General features: G+C 34.9%; 12 protein-coding genes. 10 read left to right on the forward strand and 2 right to left on the reverse strand.

What is annotated here, in order from left to right:
- The 9 genes from ACEN92_RS08130 to ACEN92_RS08170 all read left to right on the forward strand — a co-directional run bounded on the left by ACEN92_RS08130 (position 1) and on the right by ACEN92_RS08170 (position 19,473).
- Entirely contained in the window at positions 1–2,322 is a 2,322-nt protein-coding gene (locus tag ACEN92_RS08130; RefSeq protein ID WP_495641872.1) for a beta-N-acetylhexosaminidase, read from the forward strand.
- Between the two features lie 3 nt (positions 2,323–2,325).
- Positions 2,326–4,689 (forward strand): GH92 family glycosyl hydrolase, encoded by a 2,364-nt coding sequence (locus ACEN92_RS08135; protein ID WP_495641873.1) that lies wholly within the window; start codon positions 2,326–2,328, stop codon positions 4,687–4,689.
- A gap of 12 nt (positions 4,690–4,701) precedes the next feature.
- Positions 4,702–6,186 carry an alpha-L-fucosidase gene (locus ACEN92_RS08140; protein ID WP_495641874.1) on the forward strand — a complete coding sequence of 495 codons (1,485 nt, stop codon included), beginning with the start codon at positions 4,702–4,704 and terminating at the stop codon, positions 6,184–6,186.
- Positions 6,187–6,244: 58 nt separating this feature from the next.
- Positions 6,245–8,440 carry a GH92 family glycosyl hydrolase gene (locus tag ACEN92_RS08145; protein WP_495641875.1) on the forward strand — a complete coding sequence of 732 codons (2,196 nt, stop codon included), beginning with the start codon at positions 6,245–6,247 and terminating at the stop codon, positions 8,438–8,440.
- 11 nt (positions 8,441–8,451) lie between these two features.
- Positions 8,452–11,112 (forward strand): glycoside hydrolase family 3 C-terminal domain-containing protein, encoded by a 2,661-nt coding sequence (locus ACEN92_RS08150; protein ID WP_495641876.1) that lies wholly within the window; start codon positions 8,452–8,454, stop codon positions 11,110–11,112.
- A 242-nt stretch (positions 11,113–11,354) separates the two neighbouring features.
- Positions 11,355–14,684 carry a SusC/RagA family TonB-linked outer membrane protein gene (locus ACEN92_RS08155; RefSeq protein ID WP_495641877.1) on the forward strand — a complete coding sequence of 1,110 codons (3,330 nt, stop codon included), beginning with the start codon at positions 11,355–11,357 and terminating at the stop codon, positions 14,682–14,684.
- A gap of 31 nt (positions 14,685–14,715) precedes the next feature.
- A complete protein-coding gene (locus ACEN92_RS08160; protein WP_495641878.1) occupies positions 14,716–16,281 on the forward strand; it encodes a SusD/RagB family nutrient-binding outer membrane lipoprotein in 1,566 nt (521 codons plus the stop codon).
- A 383-nt stretch (positions 16,282–16,664) separates the two neighbouring features.
- The gene (locus ACEN92_RS08165) at positions 16,665–18,362 is read left to right on the forward strand and encodes a PNGase F N-terminal domain-containing protein (RefSeq protein ID WP_495641879.1); all 1,698 of its coding nucleotides are present in this window, start codon (positions 16,665–16,667) and stop codon (positions 18,360–18,362) included.
- A gap of 55 nt (positions 18,363–18,417) precedes the next feature.
- The gene (locus ACEN92_RS08170) at positions 18,418–19,473 is read left to right on the forward strand and encodes a sialidase family protein (RefSeq protein ID WP_495641880.1); all 1,056 of its coding nucleotides are present in this window, start codon (positions 18,418–18,420) and stop codon (positions 19,471–19,473) included.
- Positions 19,474–19,527: 54 nt separating this feature from the next.
- Here the strand turns inward: ACEN92_RS08170 and ACEN92_RS08175 are convergent, their stop codons facing one another.
- On the reverse strand, positions 19,528–20,550 hold the full coding sequence (locus tag ACEN92_RS08175; protein WP_495641881.1) for a PAS domain S-box protein: 1,023 nt from the start codon (positions 20,548–20,550) through the stop codon (positions 19,528–19,530).
- A gap of 201 nt (positions 20,551–20,751) precedes the next feature.
- Here ACEN92_RS08175 and ACEN92_RS08180 point away from each other — a divergent pair, with 201 nt between their 5' ends.
- Positions 20,752–21,822, forward strand: a complete 1,071-nt coding sequence (locus ACEN92_RS08180; protein ID WP_495641882.1) for a phosphatidylinositol-specific phospholipase C1-like protein — start codon at positions 20,752–20,754, stop codon at positions 21,820–21,822.
- 49 nt (positions 21,823–21,871) lie between these two features.
- Here ACEN92_RS08180 and ACEN92_RS08185 read toward each other — a convergent pair whose 3' ends face one another.
- The gene (locus ACEN92_RS08185) at positions 21,872–23,362 is read right to left on the reverse strand and encodes a ComEC/Rec2 family competence protein (RefSeq protein ID WP_495641883.1); all 1,491 of its coding nucleotides are present in this window, start codon (positions 23,360–23,362) and stop codon (positions 21,872–21,874) included.
- Between the last annotated feature and the right edge of the window lie 197 nt (positions 23,363–23,559).

Genomic DNA, 23,559 nt, shown 5'->3' on the forward strand with positions numbered 1-23,559 from the left:
ATGAGGATATTAAAGCCATTCCTTATCGTATTCTTCCTGACTGTTTTTAATTTCGGCTACAGCCAAAAAATATATACAGAAAAGGACATTCAGATTATTCCGAAACCAACACAGTTATTAATTACGAAGGGCGTTTTTGAATTTTCTAAAAGCACAAAATTTATTGCGGTTTCTGAATTCCAAAAAGAAATTTCGAATGTTTTGATCAACAAGTTTGAAAAAGCAGCGGGATTCCGTCCTGAATTTTCGACAGCAATACCACCGGGTAATTATGTACAATTTAAGGTTGATGAAACTCTGGAAAAAGAAGCCTATATATTAGATGTAAGCACTAAAAATATTACGATTACGGCCAAAGGAAAAGCAGGTTTTATTTACGGATTAGAAAGTATTCGCCAATTGCTCCCGGTGGTTATTGAAAGTAAAAACGTGCTGCCCAATCAAAAATGGCAAATTCCGAATCTTGTGATCAATGATAAACCTCGTTTTCAATGGCGCGGACTGATGCTGGATTTATCTCGTCATTTTTTTGATAAAAATTACGTAATCGAAACCATAGATCGTTTGGCGATGCACAAAATGAACGTCTTGCATTTGCATTTAGTTGATGATCAGGGCTGGAGAATTGAAATTAAAAAATATCCAAAATTGACTGAAGTTGGAGCCTGGAGGGTCGATCAGGAAAATCTGGCGTGGAATGCAAGACTTACGGTGAATCCGGATGAAAAAGGAACTTACGGTGGATTTTTAACTCAGGAAGAATTAAAGGAAATTGTAAAATATGCTGCAACAAAAAACATCGAAATTATTCCGGAAATTGAAATGCCGGCGCACGTAAGCAGTGCCATCGCATCATATCCTGAACTGGCTTGTTTTGATCAGCGTATTGGGGTTCCGTCCGGTGGATTATGGCCTATTACCGATATTTATTGTGCAGGAAAAGAAACTACGTTTGAGTTTCTGCAGAATGTAATAGACGAGATAATTACCATTTTCCCTTCAAAATATATACATATTGGAGGTGATGAAGCGACAAAAACCAATTGGGAAAAATGTCCGAATTGCCAAAAAAGAATGAAAGACAATGGATTGAAAAGCACCCACGAACTGCAAAGTTATTTTGTAAAACGAATGGAGAAATACATCAATTCCAAAGGCAAAAAAATAATTGGCTGGGATGAAATATTAGAAGGCGGACTGGCTCCGGATGCAACCGTAATGAGCTGGAGAGGAACACAAGGCGGTATCGATGCAACAAAACAGGGACATGACGTAATCATGACGCCTGAATCGCATTGCTATTTTAATTTTTACCAGGGACCTCAAAATGAAGAACCTTTAGCTTTTGACGGTTATACCCCATTGAGTAAAGTCTATGAATTTGATCCTGTTGTACCTACAATGACACCGGAGGAAGCCAAACATGTTTTAGGAGGTCAGGCCAATTTATGGGCAGAATATTTACCGGGACCAAAAGATTCAGAATACATGATTTTTCCACGATTAGCCGCTCTTTCTGAAGTTTTATGGAGTACAAAAGAAAGCCGTAACTGGAATGATTTTACATCAAGATTAACTTATTTATTGCAGCGTTATAATTATTTAGGCATTAATTACGCAAAAAGTGCTTTTTTAGTCACCGCCACTTCAAATGCAGATTTAGTTCAGAAACAGATTAATATTACTTTAAAAAATGAATTCCCAAATCCGGATATTCGCTATGTTTTGGGGAATAAAAATATCGATCATAATGCAATAAAATATATCAGTCCAATTCCGTTTAAAGAAACTACGATTTTAAAGGCTTCTTTATTTCAGAATGACAAACCCGTCGGAAAAACGTTTACCGACACTATTGTTTTTCATAAAGCAGTAGCACATAAAGTAAGTTATCTTACACCTTACAATCAAAATTATAAAGGTGACGGCCCTTTTCAAATGGTAAATACAATCAGAGGATCAAAAAACTTCCATGACGGGCAATGGCAGGCCTGGCTGGTAAACGACATGGAACTTGTAATTGACCTTGAAAAACAGGAAAGCGTAGAACAAGTAACCGTTGGAACTCTAGAAAGTCAGGGTTCAGGAGTTAATTTCCCCATACAAATTAAAGTGCTGTTATCGACTGATGGCATTACTTATAAAGAAGTCGGAAAAATATCTCGTCCGTTTGCTGTCAACGCAAATTCGGAATTGAAAGATTTTAAAATCAATTTTCAAAAACAGGGCGCCAGATATGTAAAAGTTATCGCAGGAAATTTAAAAAAGAGTCCAAAGGGAGAAAGTTCCTGGTTGTTTGTAGATGAAATTTTAGTAAATTAGGAAATGAAGTATTTAAAAATTGTATCAGTTTTTGCTGGACTAATCTGTGTTTTTGCTGGACTAATCTGTTTTTCTTGTTCTAATAAAAATATAGAACTTGTAAAAACTAAAGACAGAACAACAAATGTTGTTGATTATGTAAATCCATTAATGGGCACTGATTCTGATTATAGCTTATCAAACGGAAATACGTATCCAGTGATTGCTACGCCTTGGGCTATGAATTTTTGGACACCAATGACTTCTAAAATGGGAGATGGTTGGGCTTACAAGTACGATGCCAATAAAATTAGAGGAATCAAGCAAACGCATCAGCCAAGTCCTTGGATTAATGATTATGCAGCATTCTCATTGATGGCAGTAACAGGAGATTTAAAATTTCAGGAAGACGAACGTGAATCTTGGTTTTCTCATAAAGCCGAAATTGCAAAACCATATTTTTACTCAGTATATTTAGCTGATTATGATGTAACAGTTGAGGTTACACCCACAGAAAGAGCTGCTCATTTTAAGTTTACTTTTCCGGAGGCAGATAAATCGTATATCATGTTGGATGCCTTTTTTAAAGGATCTATGGTAAAAATTATTCCTGAACAACGTAAAATTATTGGATACTGCCGCAATAATAGTGGTGGCGTTCCAGAGAATTTCCATAATTATTTTGTCGCTGAGTTTGATAAAGATTTTGAAATAAATCATACTTGGACAGATGGTTGGAAATTAATAGAAAATTCAACTTCCGGCAAAGGAGAACATGTTGGAGCTATTATAGGTTTTAAAACTAAAAAAGGAGAAGTTGTAAATGTAAAAATAGCGTCATCCTTTATCAGTCCGGAACAAGCCCAATTAAATTTATCAAGAGAAATTGGATCCGATTCTTTTGAACAAACAAAAGAAAAGGCAAAACAAACTTGGGAAAAAGAATTAGGACGAATTCAAATTGAAGATGATAATATTGACAATATCAGAACATTTTATTCCAGTTTATATCGAGTATTACTTTTCCCAAGAAAGTTTTATGAATTTGATAAAAATAATACTATAGTACATTATAGTCCATATAACGGGAAGGTAAATCCGGGTTATATGTTTACTGATAATGGATTTTGGGATACTTTTAGAGCCGTTTTTCCATTTTTTAATATGATGTATCCAGACTTAAACAGTCATATCATGGATGGACTTGCTAATACGTACAAAGAATCAGGATGGTTGCCTGAATGGGCAAGCCCTGGACATAGAGACTGTATGGTAGGTTCTAATTCAGCTCCAATTATTGTAGATGCTTTTCTAAAAGGAGTAAAAAAAATTGATGCTGAATTATTATTTGAAGCCCTGTTGAAGAATGCAACTGTTCAGGAAGGAAGGCCAGTAAGTTCAGTTGGGCGAGAAGGATTGAGTTATTATAACACCTTAGGATATGTTCCTTATAATGTGGGAATAAACGAAAATGTAGCACGAACTTTAGAATATGCTTATGCTGATTTTACCATTGCTAAAATGGCTCAAAAATTAGGAAAAACAAGCATCGCTGATAAATATTTGAAAAAATCTTTAAATTATAAAAATGTATTTGATCCTTCAGTAAACTTGATGAGAGGAAAAAACAAAGAAGGTGATTTTCAAAGTCCATTTAATCCCATGAAATGGGGTGACGCATTTACTGAAGGCAACAGTTTACATTACACATGGTCTGTATTTCACGATATTCAAGGCTTAATGGATTTGATGGGAGGGAAAGAAAAATTTGCTTCAAAATTGGATAAAGTATTTCAAATGCCGCCAATTTTTGACAGCTCTTATTATGGTCAAACCATTCATGAAATTAGAGAAATGCAAGTCGCAAACATGGGGAATTATGCACATGGAAATCAACCAATTCAACACATGATTTATTTGTACAATTATGCAAATCAACCGTATAAAGCACAAGCAAGAATAAGAGAAGTACTTACTAAATTATATGCTGCTACGCCAGATGGATATTGTGGAGATGAAGATAACGGACAAACATCGGCTTGGTATGTATTTAGCTCGTTAGGTTTTTATCCTGTTACTCCTGGTGTCGATCAATATGTTATAGGAAGTCCATTATTTAAAAAAACAACGCTTCATTTAGAAAATGGAAATACTTTCCAAATTGATGCAAGTAAAAATTCAAAAAGCAATTTTTACATTCAATCCGCAAGTTTAAACGGAAAAAAATATTTCAATAGTTTTTTAACTTTTGAAGACATTCAAAAAGGAGGTAAATTAGATTTTCAATTAGGAGATAATCCAAACAAAGAGTGGGGAAGTAAACCTGAAAATGTTCCTTATTCTTTAAGTAACGAATTAAAAAATCAGGCATTTAATACAAAACAATAATAAAGAGTAAAAATGAAAAGAGGAATATTTATAATCGCCATTTTATTTTCAGTTCAAATGTTTTCTCAAGCCATTTATGAAGATGAAAGATATGTTCCGGAAACAGATCCGTTGGTTTTAAAAAATTTAGAGGAATGGCAGGGCAAAAAATTTGGTTTGTTAATGCACTGGGGAACTTACAGTCAATGGGGAATTGTAGAATCCTGGTCAATATGCCCGGAAGATTATGGATGGTGTGAACGCAAAAAAGGAAGTAATCCAGGCAATTACAATGAATATGTAAAAGAATATGAAGGTTTAAAAAAAACATTCAATCCTGTAAAATTTGACCCTGCAAAATGGGCAAAAGCAGCAAAATATGCCGGAATGAAATACATGGTTTTTACCACGAAACATCATGATGGTTTTAATATGTTTGACACCAAATATTCAGATTATAAAGTAACTGACAAAGATTGTCCTTTCAGCACAAATCCTAAATCAAATATTGCTAAAGAAGTTTTTAATGCCTTTAGAAATGAAAACTTAATGATTGGGGCTTATTTCTCCAAACCTGACTGGCATAACGAAAATTACTGGGATCCTTACTTCCCTCCTTTTGACAGAAATGTAAATTATGATCCGACATTATATCCTGAGAAATGGAAAAAATATGTAGATTTTACACACAACCAAATTTTAGAATTATTGACAGATTACGGTAAAGTTGATATTTTGTGGTTAGATGGCGGATGGGTAAGAAAAAGAGACCAGCAAAATATTAAAGAAAACTACAAGGAGAAATTTACAGAAAATGAATCAAAAAACGGATTTATCAAACACAGAGTGGTTGAACAAGACGTTAAAATGGATGAATTGGTTGTAGAAGCACGCCAAAAACAACCCGGTTTAATTGTAGTTGACAGAGCAGTTCACGGTAAAAACCAAAACTACTTAACTCCGGAAAATAGGGTTCCTGAAAAAACATTACCTTATCCCTGGGAATCTTGTATTACTTCCGGCGGAGGCTGGTCATATACTCCTGATGCCAAATATTTAACAGGCAGAGAAGGTATTCACATGCTTATTGATGTTGTGGCCAAAGGCGGAAATTTATTATTGAATGTAGCTCCAAGTCCGGAAGGTGAATGGCAGCAGGGCGCTTATGATTTATTGACAGCCTACGGAGACTGGATGAAAGTAAACAGCACGGCAATTTATAATACAAAACCAATTGCTCCTTACAAAGAGAACAACATTTGTATGACTCAAAATAAAGAAGGAAATGTTTTCTTGTTTTATTTGGCCAAAGAAGGAGAAACTAAGATTCCTGCAGAAGTTGTAGTAAAATCGATCAACCCTAAAAAAGGGGCAAAAATCACCATGTTAGGCTCTAAAACAGCATTGAAGTGGACAAAAGAAACAGAAGGTTTTAAAGTTATAGTTCCGGAAAGTTTGCGAAATAATTTACCGGCAAAAGAAGCCTGGACATTAAAAATTGAAGCTGTTAACAGATAGAAATTAGTATATGGTTTTAAGTAAAAGGATAACAATACAAACAGCATGTTTATTTTGCATGCTGTTTTTTAGCGTAACTATTTTTGCACAACAGCCGGCTGATTATGTGAATCCGTTTATAGGAACATCTAATTACGGAGCTACATTCCCCGGACCTATTGCGCCAAGAGGAATGGCGAGTATCAGTCCGTTTAACGTTGCCGGTCCTCAAAACTTACCTTTAGAAAAAGACAGCCGATGGTTATCTAATCCATATGTAAACGAAAATACATTTTTAACAGGTTTCAGTCAGGTAAATTTAAGTGGCGTTGGCTGTCCTGAGTTGGGTGTTATTTTATTGATGCCAACTACCGGAGCTGTAGAAACCAATCATTTGAAATATGGTTCTGTTTATTCAAACGAAATTGCAAAAACAGCTTATTACAGCGTAAACATTGATAAGTATAATATCAAAGGAGAATTTACAGCATCTAAACGAGTTGGTGTAAGCAAATTTACTTTCCCGAAAGGAGAATCTAATATTTTATTAAACCTTGGTTTAGGTTTGACAAATGAAGAAGGCGCTATGGTAAAAGTGGTTTCTTCATCTGAAATTGAAGGAATGAGAAGCGTTGGTTCGTTTTGTTACAACAGTCCGGAAGATGCATATCCGGTATATTTTGTGGCGAAATTTTCTAAACCTGCCAACAAGTTTGGGGTTTGGAAAAAACCATCAAAATATGAAGGCACGGAAGCACAATGGATGACGTATAACGACAAAACCAGAATCATGGATAATACCATCAAAACGGTTGTTGGCGACAGCATCGGAACTTATTTTTCCTATCAGTTTGACAAAGCAGAAACTGTTGAAGTTAAAATTGGAGTTTCGTACGTAAGCATCGTAAATGCACGTGAGAACTTAGAAAAAGAAACCGGAAACAAATCATTCGATGACGTTTATAAAGAAACCTACAACGAATGGAACACAGCACTTTCGAAGATTTTGGTGGAAGGCGGATCAAAAGAAGAGAAAACTATTTTTTATACCGCTTTATATCACACGCTGATTCATCCAAATACGCTAAATGATATCAACGGAGAATATCCTGAAATAAAGAGAAGTAGAATTGGTAAAACAGACGGAACGCGTTACACTGTTTTTTCACTTTGGGATACCTATAGAAATTTACATCCGTTAATGTCATTGGTATATCCACAGCAACAATCAAATATGGTCAAAAGTATGCTGGAAATGTATGATGAAAATGGCTGGTTACCAAAATGGGAATTAAATTCTACAGAAACATTTACGATGGTTGGCGATCCTGCAAGTATTGTTATTGCTGATACTTACCTCAAAGGAATTCGTGATTTTGATGTTCAAAAAGCATATAAAGCGATGTTGAAAGGAGCTGATCAAACCGAAAATAATCCATTACGTCCGGGACTTAAAGATTATATCGAAAAAGGCTTTTTAACAACCAATGATCGCGGACCCGTTTCTACAACACAGGAATATAACGCATCTGATTATTCTATTTCACTTTTAGCGAAAGCGTTAGGAAAAACAGCCGATTCAGAACGCTTTAAAAATCGTTCACTTTCCTACCGAAAATTATATGATAAAAATTTAAAATTACTTCGTCCAAGAACTGCAGACGGAAAATGGTATGAACCATTTGACCCTGTATCCGGAGCGAATTTTGAAGAAAACGTTGGTTTTATAGAAGGGAATGCATGGCAATATGCTTTTATGGTACCGCATGATATCAAAGGACTCATAAAATTAATGGGCGGTGATAAAGGCTTTTCAAATCAGCTGCAAAAAATATTCGATAGCAAACAATTTGACATGGCAAACGAGCCTGATATTGCTTATCCTTATTTGTTTAATTACATCAAAGGAGATGAATGGAGAAGCCAGGAAATGGTTAAAAAACTGGTAAAAGAATATTTTCAGAACAAACCAAAAGGGTTGCCGGGAAATGACGACACCGGAACTATGTCTGCCTGGTTAGTATATTCAATGACGGGAATTTACCCGATATCTCCCGGAGATCCAATTTACACGATTACTACCCCAATGTTTGACAAAATAACGATTCAATTAGATTCTAAATACTATAAAAATAAAAGTATTGTAATTGAACGAGAAAAAAATAATGATGGCAAAATCAATAAAATTGAATTAGACGGAAAAACGGTTAATAGTTTTTTTATTTCTCATGAAGATTTTGTGAATGGAAAAACACTGAAAGTGATTCAAAATTAAAAAACACGATTATGTTAAGATTAAGAATGAAAAAGACAGCCATTATTTTCGTAATGGCTTTAGGTTTTTTTAACCAAACCTCAGCGCAAAAAAAATATCCATACCAAGATGCTAAAATGCCTGTTGAAGACAGAGTAAAAGACTTGTTAAGCCGAATGAGCCTGGAGGAAAAAGTACGTCAGATGGATATGTACAAAGGCGAGTATTTTAAAGATAAAGAAGATTTTTCTAAAACCAAATCTGATGCAAAAATCGGAAATCTCGGAATTGGGGCCATCCATGATATTTATCCGCGTTCGGCAAAAATGATCAATGATCTTCAGAGTGAAGTTATTAAAAAGAATAAATGGGGCATTCCGGCATTGATTATGTGTGAGATGCTTCACGGATATTTAGATGATGGCAGTACAGCTTTCCCTATGAGTATCGGATTAGGTTCAACCTGGGACACCACACTTATGGAAAAGGTAGGGAAAGTAATCGGGACTGAAGCCAGAGCCCATGGAGTTCATTTTGGTTTAGGTCCAAATCTTGATGTTGGCCTTGAGCCACGTTGGGGAAGAGTTGCCGAGACATTTGGTGAAGATGTTTATCTGAACAGCGAAATTGGTCTGGCAATGATAAAAGGAATGCAGGGTGAAAATTTAAAATCAGATCGCTCAATTATTGCAGAACCAAAACACTTTGCAGTACACGGTATTCCGCAGGCCGGAGGAAATTCATCTCCCGTTTTGGTTGGAGAACGTTCTGCACGTCAGGATTTTTTACCATCATTTGAAAAAGCATTTAGAAAAGGCGGCGCTTTAGGAACAATGTGTGCTTACTCAGAATTAGACGGGATTCCGTGTGCGGCAAATCATTGGTTATTAACTGATGTCTTGAGAAAAGAATGGGGTTTCAAAGGAATTGTGGTTTCAGATTTGGGAGCTGTCAAATACCTTCAAACAACTCATTATGTTACGGACTCTCCAAAAGAAAGCATCAGAACTGCAATTGCTGCCGGAGTTGATATGCAATTTTATGATTTCACAAATGATTTTTGGCAACAAACGATTATCGATTTGGTGAATGAAAAAAAACTAACAATAGAGCAAATAGACCGTGCTGCGGGAGGAGTTTTAAGACTTAAATTTTTATTGGGTTTATTTGAAAATCCGTATACTGATAAAAATCTGATAAAAAAGCGTTTCCATTCTAAGGAAAATCAGGATTTAGCATTAGAAGCCGGACGAAAATCTATTGTTTTATTAAAAAATGAAAACAATATTTTGCCTTTAAAAAAGGATATCAAAACAATTGCTGTTATTGGTCCAAACGCCAATGCCTCAAGATTAGGCGGATATTCAGTAAAAAATAAAACAGGCACCACTGTTCTGGAAGGTATAAAGCAAGTTGTGGGTGCAAAAACGAATGTACTTTATGAAGAAGGCGTGCCATTGATCGTGATGGGACAGGTTATTCCGAAAGCTTATTTATTTACTCCGGATGAATCTCAAAACGGGCTAAAAGGAGAATATTTCAACAATAGAAATTTAGAAGGAACCCCTGCCCTGACCCGTATTGACAGCCAATTAGAATTCGATTGGCCATGGTCTCCCGGAGATGGTGTTGCAGATGATGATTTTTCTATTCGCTGGACGGGTTTTATAAAATCAGAAAAAGCATTTGACGGCTGGTTGGGCTTAAGTTCTGATGACGGAATCAGAATGTGGATTGACGATCAGCTGGTGATTGACAACTGGACAAAAGGAGCCACTAATATGGTTACAACACCTAAAAAAATTGAAGCCGGAAAGAAATATAAAGTCCGCATTGAGATGTGGGAAGGAGGCTGGGGAGCAAGAGCTCACTTACGTTGGAATTTAGAAAGAGTGAATTTACAACCTGCAATAGATGCTGCCAAAAAAGCAGATGTTGCGATTGTCGTTTTAGGAGAATCCAATGAATTGGTTGAAGAAAACAGAGATGTTGCTACTTTAGATTTACACGGCATGCAGCAGGAGCTTATTGAAGCTATTCAGAAAACAGGAACTCCGGTAGTTTGTGTATTGCTAAATGGCCGTCCGCTTTCGGTAAACTGGATCAGCGAAAATATTCCGGCTATTGTAGAAGGCTGGTTTCCAGGTGAAGCAGGTGGAAAAGCAGTTGCCGATGTTTTATTTGGAGATTATAACCCTGGAGGAAGACTTCCTGTTACATTTCCTAAATCCGTGGGGCAGTTACCTATATATTACAATCAGAAACCTTCGGCAATACACAGATATGTTTCTGAAAGTGAAAATCCATTATATACTTTCGGATATGGCTTGAGTTATACAAAGTTCGAATATTCAAATTTTAACCTGAGCACCAAAGAAATTAAACCTGATGGAGAACTGAAAGTTAGTGTCGATGTTAAAAACACAGGAAATTATGATGGTGATGAAGTGGTACAATTGTATATAAACGATGTTTACAGCAGCGTAACTACTCCAAAGAAAACTTTGAAAGGTTTTAAAAGAATATTTATTAAAAAAGACGAAACAAAACAGGTAGAATTTATATTGACGCCGGAAGAATTAAGTTTGTGGAACAGAGAAATGAAAAGAGTTGTTGAGCCCGGCGACTTTGAAGTTCTGGTTGGAGGAAACTCTGTTGATTTGCAAAAATTAAACTTCAGGGTTGTAAATTGATTCCAAAAACAGATAATTTATGTTTTTAAGTATAAAACAGATAATATTCTAAAAAAATAATAATTGCTGTGAGTTAATAAGGCGTTACCGTTGGAAAAGTAAGGATTTTAATTCTAAAAATACATTTTAAAATAAAAAAATTACCCTACACCTTTTCAAAATTGTCATTTGTCGAAATAATGATTTAATTAACAAATGGATGCCTAAATTTAACATGTTATTAACTCACAAACAATTAAACTATGAATCAAAACGTACTAAAATTATTGTTTTTGTTTTGCTTGTTAGGATTTCAGACTCTTCAGGCTCAAACATCAACAATAACAGGAACAATCACAGGCGGTGACGGAATGCCAATCCCGGGAGCAAATGTTGTTGTTAAAGGGACAAAAAGCAGTACATCATCAGATTTTGATGGTAAATACAGTATTACTGTTGCAAATCAATCAGCTATTTTGGTATTTTCTTATGTAGGAACTGCTACTAAAGAAATTCCTGTTGCAGGATTAACGACAATCAATGTAGCTTTAGGTGCCAACAACCAGCAATTAGGGGAAGTTGTTGTAACTGCGTTAGGTATTAATAGAGAGAGAAAGTCTATAGGATATGCTACCAGTATGATTAAGTCTGACGCAATCGTTAAGACAGGTTCACCTACCATTGCTAACGCTTTGTATGGTAAAGCACCGGGGGTTCGTATCACTTCTACTCCGGGGGGAGCTGGAAACATCAATATCCAGATTCGTGGAATTAACTCTATCACAGGTAAAAACCAACCACTTATTGTTTTAGATGGTGTGCCAATTCGCGATGGAGCAGCTACGAATAATGATTATTGGACTGATCAGCGTATTAGAAGCAATGGTCTGGCGGATATCAATCCTGAAGACATTGAGAATATCTCTATCCTTAAAGGAGCTTCGGCTGCTGCATTATATGGTTCTGAGGCTGTAAATGGGGTTGTATTGATTACATCTAAATCTGGTAAAGGAAAAAAAGGATTTGGTGTAGATTTCAGTACCAGTTATGCAAGTAACAAAATTGCATACTTGCCAAGATTTCAATATGAAAGAGGTCCAGGTTGGACAAATGCAAATTATTCCTCAGGATACTTAGCACCCGATGGTTTCGCCCATTATGATACAAATGGTGATGGAGTTGCTGATACCAGAGGTGTTTCAAATAGCAGTAATAACTTTGGTCCTTGGTTCGATGGTCAGCCAGTTATGTCATGGGATGGAGTTGTTCGTCCTTATTCGGCTCAAAAAGACGGATACAAAAATATGTTCCAGGATTCATGGGATGGAGTAACAAACATCGCGCTTTCTAACAATACTGACAATAGCAGTATTCGTTTTTCTTACACACACAATGAATCACAAGGTCTGAGTATGGGTAACATGAATAAAAAAAATACACTGAACCTGAATGCATCTTTCAAAACTGGTGAAAATTTGAAAACTGATGTGATCGTGAGTTATATGAATCAAAATGTTCATAACCGTACTATTGGTATGGATCGATTGATAAATAACTTTACAGGTATGATAAGCCCTTTTGATAATGGTGATTGGTATAGAGATAAATACCGAACCAGTTTAGGATACAAATATGTTACCGGTACAAATCAAAGTTTGACTCCAGGGGAAAATATTATCCGTAATGGCTTTAAACCAGATGTTGCTGATTATTTTTGGAATACAAATGCAAATCAACAAGACGAAATTACAAATCGTCTGATTGCCAGTGTTACTGAAACATATACTATTTATAAAGATTTGAAATTACGTGGTCGTGCTTCTACTGATTTAACTTCAGTAAATATTGAAACTAAAAATCCGGTTGAAAAGCCTTTGGTTTATGGATTTGGTCCCGGTTCTTATCAAATGGATGCTAAAGATTATAATATTCTTTATGGTGATGTGATGTTGACTTACAACAAAAAAATTAATGAAGCTTTCGAAATTGGTGCTACAGCTGGTTATACTGCAACAAAAGAAACCGGATCCACTTTATCAAGATTTACTGATGGTGGTTTGAGTGTTGAAGGCTGGTATAATATGAATGCTTCAGTAAACACTCCAAAAAGTACTGATACAAAATATGAAGTTGTAAAAGACGCTGTATTTGCAACTGCGAACGGTAACTACAAAAACTACTTATTCCTTGAAGGAACAGTAAGAAGGGATCGTACTTCTACTATGAATCCTAATAATAATGCATTTACGTATCCTTCTGTAAACTCATCTTTCGTATTGTCTGAAGCGGTTACATTACCAGAAGTAATCAGTTATGCAAAACTACGTGCTTCCTGGGGAATTGTGGGTAACTACCCGGAGATGTATAAGGCTAACGTAGCTTTCAATCAAACTACATTGGGTAATCAGGGAACAACTACTCCGGTGTTGATTACAAATTCTATGGATAAATATGGTAATGAAGGAATAAAACCTGAGATGAAAAACGAATATGAATTAGGTTTTGAAACCAAATTCTTTGCCAGAAGGTTAGGTTTAGATTTTTCGTACTATAATGCACACGTTTATGATCAAATTTTAGATTTGACATTGGCACCTACAACAGGGGCATCATCAATCTTAGCGAATGTTGGGGAATTGAGCAATCAGGGATTTGAAATTGCTTTGACTGGTACTCCAATAAAAACTGCAACTTTTTCCTGGGACGTTACTTTGAACTGGGCCAAAAATATAAACAAAGTTGTGAAATTGGCTAACGGTGCATCTGAATTATTACATGCTGACTTTGATGGGTCTGCTGCTCAATTAAAATCAGTAGTAGGTGATCCAATGGGAGGCATTTATGCACATCCTCTTAAGACAGATGCCAGTGGTAATAAGATGGTTGACTCTGATGGGTTTTATATGATTGATGGAGATAAATGGGAAAAATATGGTACTGCTATGCCTCAGGGTGTGGGAGGTCTGTTGAACTCATTCGCTTATAAAAATTTAACATTAGATGTTAATATTGATTATTCTTATGGAGGTTATTTGATGCCGACAGGAGTTAATTGGATGACTTCAAGAGGATTGACTGAAGAAAGTTTGAACTACAGTACTAATGATCGTGGTGGTCTGACTTATTATATAGATGGTAATGGTAAGGGGGTTCAGGTTCCTAATAGTTCTACAAATGGACCAGGTGGTCAAACATTATATCGTGACGGTATGCTAATGAATGGTGTGACAACAGATGGTACAGCAAATACTAACGTAATCTCCCAGGCAGGTTACTATAACATGACTTATAACTGGGGAGGCCCTCAATACAGCAGCTCACGTTATGAATTGTATATTAAAGAAAATAACTATATAAAATTGAGAGAAATATCCTTATCTTATAATTTGCCCGTTTCCTGGGCTAGTAAAATGGGTGCTTCTAAAGTTAGTTTTTCTGCTTATGGCCGTAATTTGTTCTTTATCTACAGATCAATTAAGGATATGGATCCTGAGGCAACTACTGCAGGCTCTAAATGGTCTCAAAATATAAGCAATGCGGGAACGAATCCAGCTACCAGAAGTATTGGATGTATGTTGAGAGCATCTTTTTAATTTGGTATTTCATAATTTTAAAAAACATAACATGAGAAAATTATTATATATATCGCTAACAACTGCAGTTGTTTTTTTAAATTCTTGTTCTAAAGATGATTTTGCAGATGCGTATACAAATCCGTCCACGGTTGAAACAACTACCGTACCTAAACAGTTTGCCGGATTTATGAAAAGTAACTTTGAGGATGTAATTCCTTCCTATTGGAATTATTTTCCGGTTCTAAGATCTACTTCTCTCACGTACACTCAGGGGCATGGATTTACAAACACATCCGGCCGCTACGTTTCTGGAGCTGCAACAGTTTATAGATGGGATAGATTTTATAAATTTATTGCCCAATATAGAGAGTTGGAAAAAGTGATGGCTTCTTTGCCTGCTGCTATGCAGGCTGAAAACAGAATCTATACCATTACTTCAACTATTTATTTATACGATCATACTCAAAAGATGATTGATAACTTTGGAGACATTCCTTTCTCTGAAGCAGGTAAAATTAGTTCAACAGGAGGTAATTATGCTGCTGCATCAGCAAAGTATGATAATCAAACTGAACTATATACTATGATGCTGGATCAATTGAAAGCTTTTTCTGCTGAATTAAATTCGATTACTTTGTCTGCTGGTGTGACATTAGAATTCAAAAATCAGGATTTGATCAATAAAGGAAACTTGGTAAGTTGGAAAAACTATTGCAATTCCCTGCGTTTAAAAATGCTAAACAGAGTTTCTGCAGTTCCTGCTTTTGCAACAAGAGCAAATACTGAAATGGCAGCAATCATTGCTGATGGGCAAATTGTAGATGAAAATTCTGAAAATATTGCTTTCAAAGTTTATACTCAGGATGGTGATTTGGATACTTCCGGATTTATTGATGCTATGGAGGGAGGAAACAACATTGCCCCAAAACCAATGATTGATCACATGAATGCGAATAATGATCCTCGTAAGCCCTGGCTGTTTGAAGCAGCAGTTAATACTCCTGGTGTTTATACAGGACTTGATCCAATGTTGGCATCAACAGTTCAGGATCAGTTAATAACCGATGGTAAAATTTCGACCTACAATCGCTCTGTAATCAGTAGAAATGATTGGTTGCCGGGAACATTGATCAATGCTGCAGAGGTAAACTTGATTCTTGCGGAGTACTATTCAAGAACTGGTAATGCTGGTTCGGCAAAAACTTATTTTGAGAAAGCTATCAGACAATCAGTTGAATATTATGTAAGATTAGGTGATAAAGCTGATGACACTACTTGGAAACCAGCTGCAGAGCCTACAACACTTCAAGTTGACGCTTATATTGCTGCTATAAACTTTGCCGGAGCTGCAACGCCTGCAGATCAATTGCAGTTGATTGCTTTCCAAAAGTACATTCACTACAATATGATGCAAGTTGATGAATCCTGGGCGGAACAAAGAAGATTGAAACTTCCTGCGTTACCATTCCGTGATGATGAAACAAGCAGTGTGAGAAAAACACCGCCAACACGTTGGACATATCCAACTTCAGAGAGTGTTTATAATACGGATAATTATAATGCTGTTAAAGCAAATGATAATTTAAGTACCAAAATATTCTGGGATATAAAGTAATAATTAAGGTTAAATATAGAAACAACATTCGATGTATTAATAAGAAAAATAATTAAATACAAAGAGATTCGTTACTTAGAACAGCAAAAGGAGAGGTAACACTCTCCTTTTGTTTTATATAACATTTAAATAATAAAATTATGGCCAACAGCAATATATTATTTTGTCAAAACAGCGATAACATATTAATATCCATTATAATTATAGCCGGACTTTTCCTTGTTTTTGGATTTATAGCCTGGATAAACTTGTCCTTTAATCCTGTTTATGAAAAAAATAAGTAACAAATAAATGATTGTTTTAAGTGGATTTGAATTTGCAGCGGATTTTTGTGACGTAATTTGATAAAATACAATGAAACTTAAAATTATAAAAAACAGAGTATGAGAATTTTTAAATTTATAGTAGTTTTTTTTCCTTTGATTCTTGCTGCTCAAAATAAATCAGAGGCGTTTAAAATTAATTATGATCAATATAGCAATGGAAAAAAAACAAATGAGAAAATATTCATTTATTTTCAAAATCAAATGGTTTTTTTGTCAAAACCAGAGGATAAGGTTCAGCAATACGCTGATTTAAGAAATAATTGTAATATTAGCACAATTAATTATGAAGGGAAAGTATTTAAAAAAGTAATTCCTTTTGACAGCTTGCCTGTTCCTAAAAAAGAAAATGATACTCGTGTCATACTGGGCTATGATTGCAAGCATGTTTCTTTTTCTTATTTCTCAAATAAAATTGATGTCTGGTATACTGAAAAGGCTGTGGCTAAAGGAACTCCCAATAGTAATTTTTTGCCAAATAAAAATGCACTTGTTCTTCAATTGGTTTATAATGGGAATCAAACTTTGACAGCCAATTCTATAACGAAAGTTAAAAATTATAAACCATCAGTTAATTATGATGACAAAACAGTACTGGTTGATAAGTCAGAATTTGAAGAAATCATCATTAATTCCAGATATAATAAATTGCATATTTTTGAGAATGAAGTTATAAACTTTGACCCTAATTCTGTAATTCCAAAGGAAAAAGACCTTATTACAGACAAGGTTTACCATTTTTCTAAAGGAAGCGTAATTCTCAAAAAAATAAAAGTTACACAGGAATTAAAAAACAGCAGCGCCATTTTCGCAAAACTAACCTGTAAATCTAATGGAGATGCTTATGATCGAACTGGTTCCGTGTTTATTATTCCGACGAAGAAAAAAGGAATAATAGCTACACCATTAGACGCTTATTTGTATGGTTTAGAAAAGTTGCCGGTCTACACAGACAATAAACAAAATAAATACCAGGGAATAGTAAAAGAAAAAGAGTACTCTCCTTCAATTGAAATATTAAGCTTTTTTACGCCATTCGGAGTTAATTATTTTAATGATAAGAGGAAAATAAATAATTATAACTGGGCTGAAAATGTCGTTTATAAAGAAGACGTAACTTCTTTGATTCCAACAGATGAAGATGAAATTTGGATTGGTGTCTTTATTGGTAATTATGATGCAGGTGGTCACATAATAAGTCTCGAGCTGGATTCTTATCCTTCGATGAATAAAAACGAGAATACTACTAAAAAAAGATACATAGCACCATTGTTCTCAACTGTAAATACCCTGGAAATGTCAGGACAAAACTATGGAGGACTTTTTGCTAATGATACTTTGAAAGTAGATTTTGAAATTGAGGAAAATATTGAAAATTTACAGCTTTTGTACACCACTACGGGTCATGGAGGCTGGGATAATGGAGATGAATTTACTCCCAGAATGAACAAATTATTTGTTGATGGCGAAGAAGTATTTAAAATTATACCCTGGAGAACAGATTGTGCATCGTATCGTTTATCTAACCCGGCATCAGGAAATTTCCCTGACGGCCTCTCTTCCAGTGATTTAAGCCGGTCTAACTGGTGTCCTGGAATGTTGACTTCTCCTTATATTATCCCCTTAACTAAGTTTAAAAAAGGGAAACATGTCCTGGAAGTTGTTATTGAACAAGGTCCTAATGAAGGCCCCAGTACTAATCACTGGAATATTTCAGGAGTACTTGTCGGAAAATTAAATAGCTCAGATAAAAAATAATATTCATTACAGTATTAATCACTATCTACCATCATATCAACTTTTACAACTAATAATGATTTTTAAATTAAATTATCCATTGGTATTATTAGCTTTAGTGTGTTTCTCCTGTGCTTCCGTGCCAGAAAAAAAACCAAAAGCAGCCAATATCACTCAAAGTTATATTTCTGACGAACCAATAACGAACAACAGCCACGCCGCAACTCTTGTTGAAATCAAGCCTAACCAGCTTATGGCTGCCTGGTTTGGCGGAAAACATGAAGGCGCTAAAGATGTAGGGATTTATTTTTCGACTTATAAAGAAAAAACATGGTCGTCGCCTCAAAATATTATTAAGTCCTTAATAAAACAAGGGGATACTTTACCATGCTGGAATCCTGTATTATTTAAAAGTAAAAGCGAAAAATTATACTTGTTCTATAAAGTTGGAAAAAATCCTAGAGAATGGTTTGGTGCCATGATTACCTCCAATGATAACGGTACAACATGGAGCAACCCCAAATACCTGCCTGAAGGAATCTTGGGCCCTATTAAAAACAAACCCATAGAAACAACTCCGGGAACCATTCTGTGCGGAAGCAGCACAGAAAGTACAGAAAATAATCAGTGGAGAAGCCATATTGAAACTTATACTGAAGCAACCGATAAATGGACCAAAATAAACATTGAAAACAATAAAAATTTTGATATTATCCAACCAACATTTTTAGTTCATTCTGATAAAATTATTCAGATGCTGTGTCGAAGTAAACACAATAAACTAATTACCAGCTGGTCGAAAGATAACGGACAAAATTGGGATCATACCGATACCCTGAATGTGGTAAATCCAAACTCAGGTGTTGACGCACTGACCTTATCCAAAAAGTCTTTTTTATTAGTGAATAATCCCCTAAAACAAGGAAAAGACTGGTTCAATGGCAGAAATATATTAGACGTGGAATATTCAAAAGACGGATTACACTGGACAAAATTATTTGATCTTGAAAACCAAAAAGAAGGCGAATTCAGCTATCCGGCAATTATTCAGGCTTCAGACGGAAAAATCCATGTTTTATATACCTATAACCGAAAATACATTAAGCATGTTACATTTAACATAATCAACTAACATTCAAAAAGTCAAAACATCAGTCAATAAGATAAAAAGACATAAAAAAATATTTTATATTTTATCATTAGAAAGAGGATACGAAGCACTTTTTTCTACAACCTCTGTGATTTTCTCATCAAGTTGATTACAGGATGTAAAAAGATGGTCTAATAATTCGGCACTTTCCGGAGTATTAAGATCCATTTCTCTAACCAGATTTAATATACCCATCATATTAGTAAGAGGAGCCCTGATTATATGGGAATGATTGAATGCTATTTCCTGCAGCTTAGAATTTTGATCCTCTATTGCCTGAATATAATCCAGGGTTTCAGTTATATCATTCGCAAGAACAAGCCCATATTTGGCCTTATCAATATAAATTATATTACTTACAACTTCAACAAAAATTATTGTACCATCTTTTTTTTTATGCCGGAAAATTCCGTTCGTGAAGAGTTTTTTATGTTTCCGTACCTGATTTATAGCTTTTTCCAACTTTACTACATCTTCCTTGGGACGTATATCTTTTAGTGTCATTTCCTTAAACTCCTCTTTTGTATATCCGTACTTATTGACAGCAGCATCATTGACACGCCAAAATTTTAAAAACTCTAAATCATAAATCCACATAGGAACCGGATTCATTTCAAATAAATTACTGTATTTACGCTCCAGGCTTTTTAATTTAATGTCAAATTTATTTTTTTCATTAATATAAACGATGCTTTTAAACAGCAACAAAGAGCTTAGTTCACTTTTTGGCAAATAGTCAAATATATTTCTGCTATCTCTATTTTTCGAATCAACAATTTCCCAAATTGAAGAAACGTCCGAAATGACTATTACTCCTGTTCTGTCCGCATTCTTATCAATAAATTCCAGTATTTCAATACCGTTATCTCCATCATTTATATTTATTAAAATAATATCAAATTTAAAAGAGGATATTATATTGAAAACATTCTCAAAACTTGGAGTTACAGTTATCTTAGGAGACAAAATCCTGTCATGGATTAATTCGCTTACATGTCCAATTTCCTCAATATTACTTCCAACAAGAAGAATGCGACAAAAAAAGGTTTTTTTCAACATAATATTGAGATTTATTAGTACTATAAATTTTGTAAAAAAATATGGTTTTATCCTTATATAATTAGATTTATTTATTACAAAATTTTTCTTAAATTTATTCAAAAAGCTGAAGTCAAAAACTAAATGCTCCTCTTAGTTTATAAACTAAATTTTCTCTCATATCTGCTGTCTTTACTTTATGTAATATTAATCATTAAAATTATGACACGAATTCTGTTAACATTTTTAATTATAACAGTTATTACCTCCAACTCCAATGCCCAAAGTGACAATTTAAAAATAAATCAATTGCAGATTATCGGTTCACATAATAGTTACAGGCATGCTGTCGAATCTGATTTATACAATCTAATCCAGACAAAAGATACTTCGCGTTCGCTGAAAGGTTTGCAGTACACTCATATTGGCATAACCGAACAATTGAATAAAGGATTGCGTAATTTGGAAATTGATGTTTATGCCGATACAAAAGGCGGGAAATACGCACACCCAAAAGGATTGGATATTGCAAAATCTAAAGAAATTTATGATCCGAAAGAGTTAATGAATAAACCTGGATTCAAGGTTTTTCATATGCCGGATATCGATTTCAGGACTTCCTGCTACACTTTCGAAATCTGTCTTCAGGAACTTAAAAAATGGTCAGATGACAATCCGGATCACATTCCTGTTTTTATTACTTTGGAACCAAAAGACGGTGAAGCCAATTTCTGCGGAACCAAACCTGAAGATTTTACTCCTGAATTATTTGATGCTTTAGATAAAGTAATCCGCAAAGAATTAGGAAACGACAAATTGATTACGCCGGATATGGTGAGAGGAAAATACAAGACTCTTGAAGAAGCAGTATTGCACAATAATTGGCCGACACTTAAAAAAGGAAAAGGAAAATTTTTGTTCATTTTGGATAATAACAGCACCAAAAGAGATTTGTATGCTTTAAATCATCCGTCATTAAAAGGGCGCGCTATTTTTATAAATGCAGAACCGGGAAAACCGGAAGCCGCAGCCATGTTCAGGAATAATGCGGAAGATGCAGAAATTATCGATTTAGTCAAAAAAGGATACATCATCAGAACCAGAGCCGACTCTGATACCAAAGAAGCAAGGGCCAATGATTATTCACATTTTAATGCTGCCAAAAGTTCCGGAGCACAAATTATTACTACTGATTATTATTTACCAAGTACTTTCTTTAATTCGCCTTACCAGATTAAGTTTGATGATGGCAGTTATGTTCGGGTTAATCCGGTGAATGGAGAAAAAAAATAATTTCAGGTTTTTTGTTAAACACCAAATTTTTAATTGTTTTATATTAGGATTATTTAAAATTGTAAACGAATTCTTCCAGAATATTGTCCCAAATAATTTCATGAATGTCCCAACTTCCTCGTGGTGCTGATGCTTCCAGTTTTTGCGCAATAATTATTTTTTCACCATCAGTTCGTACGTTAATCATTCCGTAAACGGTCACAAGGCGCTCTTTAGAAATAGGTTTAGGATTGACATCAATAGTATCATTGGACAGCTTTAAAAATTCGGGAGTAGATCTTGCAAGCTCAGTTGAAAATATTAATGACCTTTCTCCCCGGCTATACTTACCTATTGTACCTAAAGTATCTGGTCGTGGATGACAATGAGGTTCCTGATCTCCACTTGAAATAATTGTTGCCAGTGGATAAATAGCATCCATAAACTCGCTTGTAAAATCTGAAGATCCGTGATGACAGGATTTTGCAACATCCGCCTGAAATGTTTTTCGGGCATCTAAAACGGCTTGTTTAATAGTGGCTTTGGCAATATCTCTGTTTTTTTCCACATTAGATTTTAGTTCTGCGCGCAATGGAGGAAGTTCAACACCAGTATAATGCTTTATAAGATGATCTTCAGCTTCTTCATTTAAATCACCTCCCAACAACAGTTTTACTTTTCCTATCGATAGTTTTACGATTACCGAATGTCCATTTTTAGTTTTTCCCTTATTGGATTTAAACACAGGTAATGCGGGCTTCCCATTAATTATTTCTGCAACAGGACCTAATATTTCCATAACAGCAGTTTTACTTCCCAATGAAGCAAATCCTTTGCGTACGCCCAATTTTTCTGCTGTAGTTTTTAGGAGCATTTTAATATAATTTCCATTTGATTTTGGGTCAGTAATAATTCTCTGCTGAAAATCATTTTCGGTATCGCACAAGTCTGTAATATAATCTTTATTAGCATTAGAAATCAAAGTACCCAGACTGGCAGCTTTTGTACCGGTTTTTTCAATCATTCCGTTGTGATACACTTTTTTTATCGAGAATGTTTTACGGCCTTGCTTCATGTGTTCGAAGATTTTTGTAAACCCCATATAATGATCATCATCCGAGTGAGAAATGATGACAGTCATAGGTGGAGGAAAGTTTTTTTCTTCTTTCAGGTTGTATCTCCAATTCAAAAAACGAAACATATTGTCTGATGGACCCGCATCAACCAAATAATGATCATCTTCGGGAGTAACAATATGGCAGCCATCTCCTTGCCCAACATCAACAAAATTAACTTCTAAGATTTTATTGTGTTGTATTTCATGAGGCCTGATAAAACCATTTTTGGCTCTTCCTCTCACTTTGATATATTCGACTCCGTTAATTATTTCATGGATTGGCTGACCATCAGCATCGACAACTAATTTAATCCAATCTCCAAACAATAGGTGTTTGACCCATTTAAGCTTTTTCTCTCCGTTATTATCTATGTCATAATCCATTATCTTAACAGAAGGAAAAATCGCAAATCCATATTTATTCTCAATTACTTTTTGATCCATTTTCTAAGAAGTTTATATTAGTAATTTATTTGAAATTGAAGTAAGTACAATAAATACTCCCTGCCTGCACTTATTTTTTCTAATGAATTATTTGTTCTTTTCTTTACAAAAATAACATTTACAACTTATTTATTTACAGGTATTTACACGTGTTTTATAATGCAAAAAAAAAGTATTTTGAAGTTTTATTAAAGAAA

The sequence above is a fragment of the Flavobacterium sp. Flavsp81 genome (genome assembly GCF_059491325.1).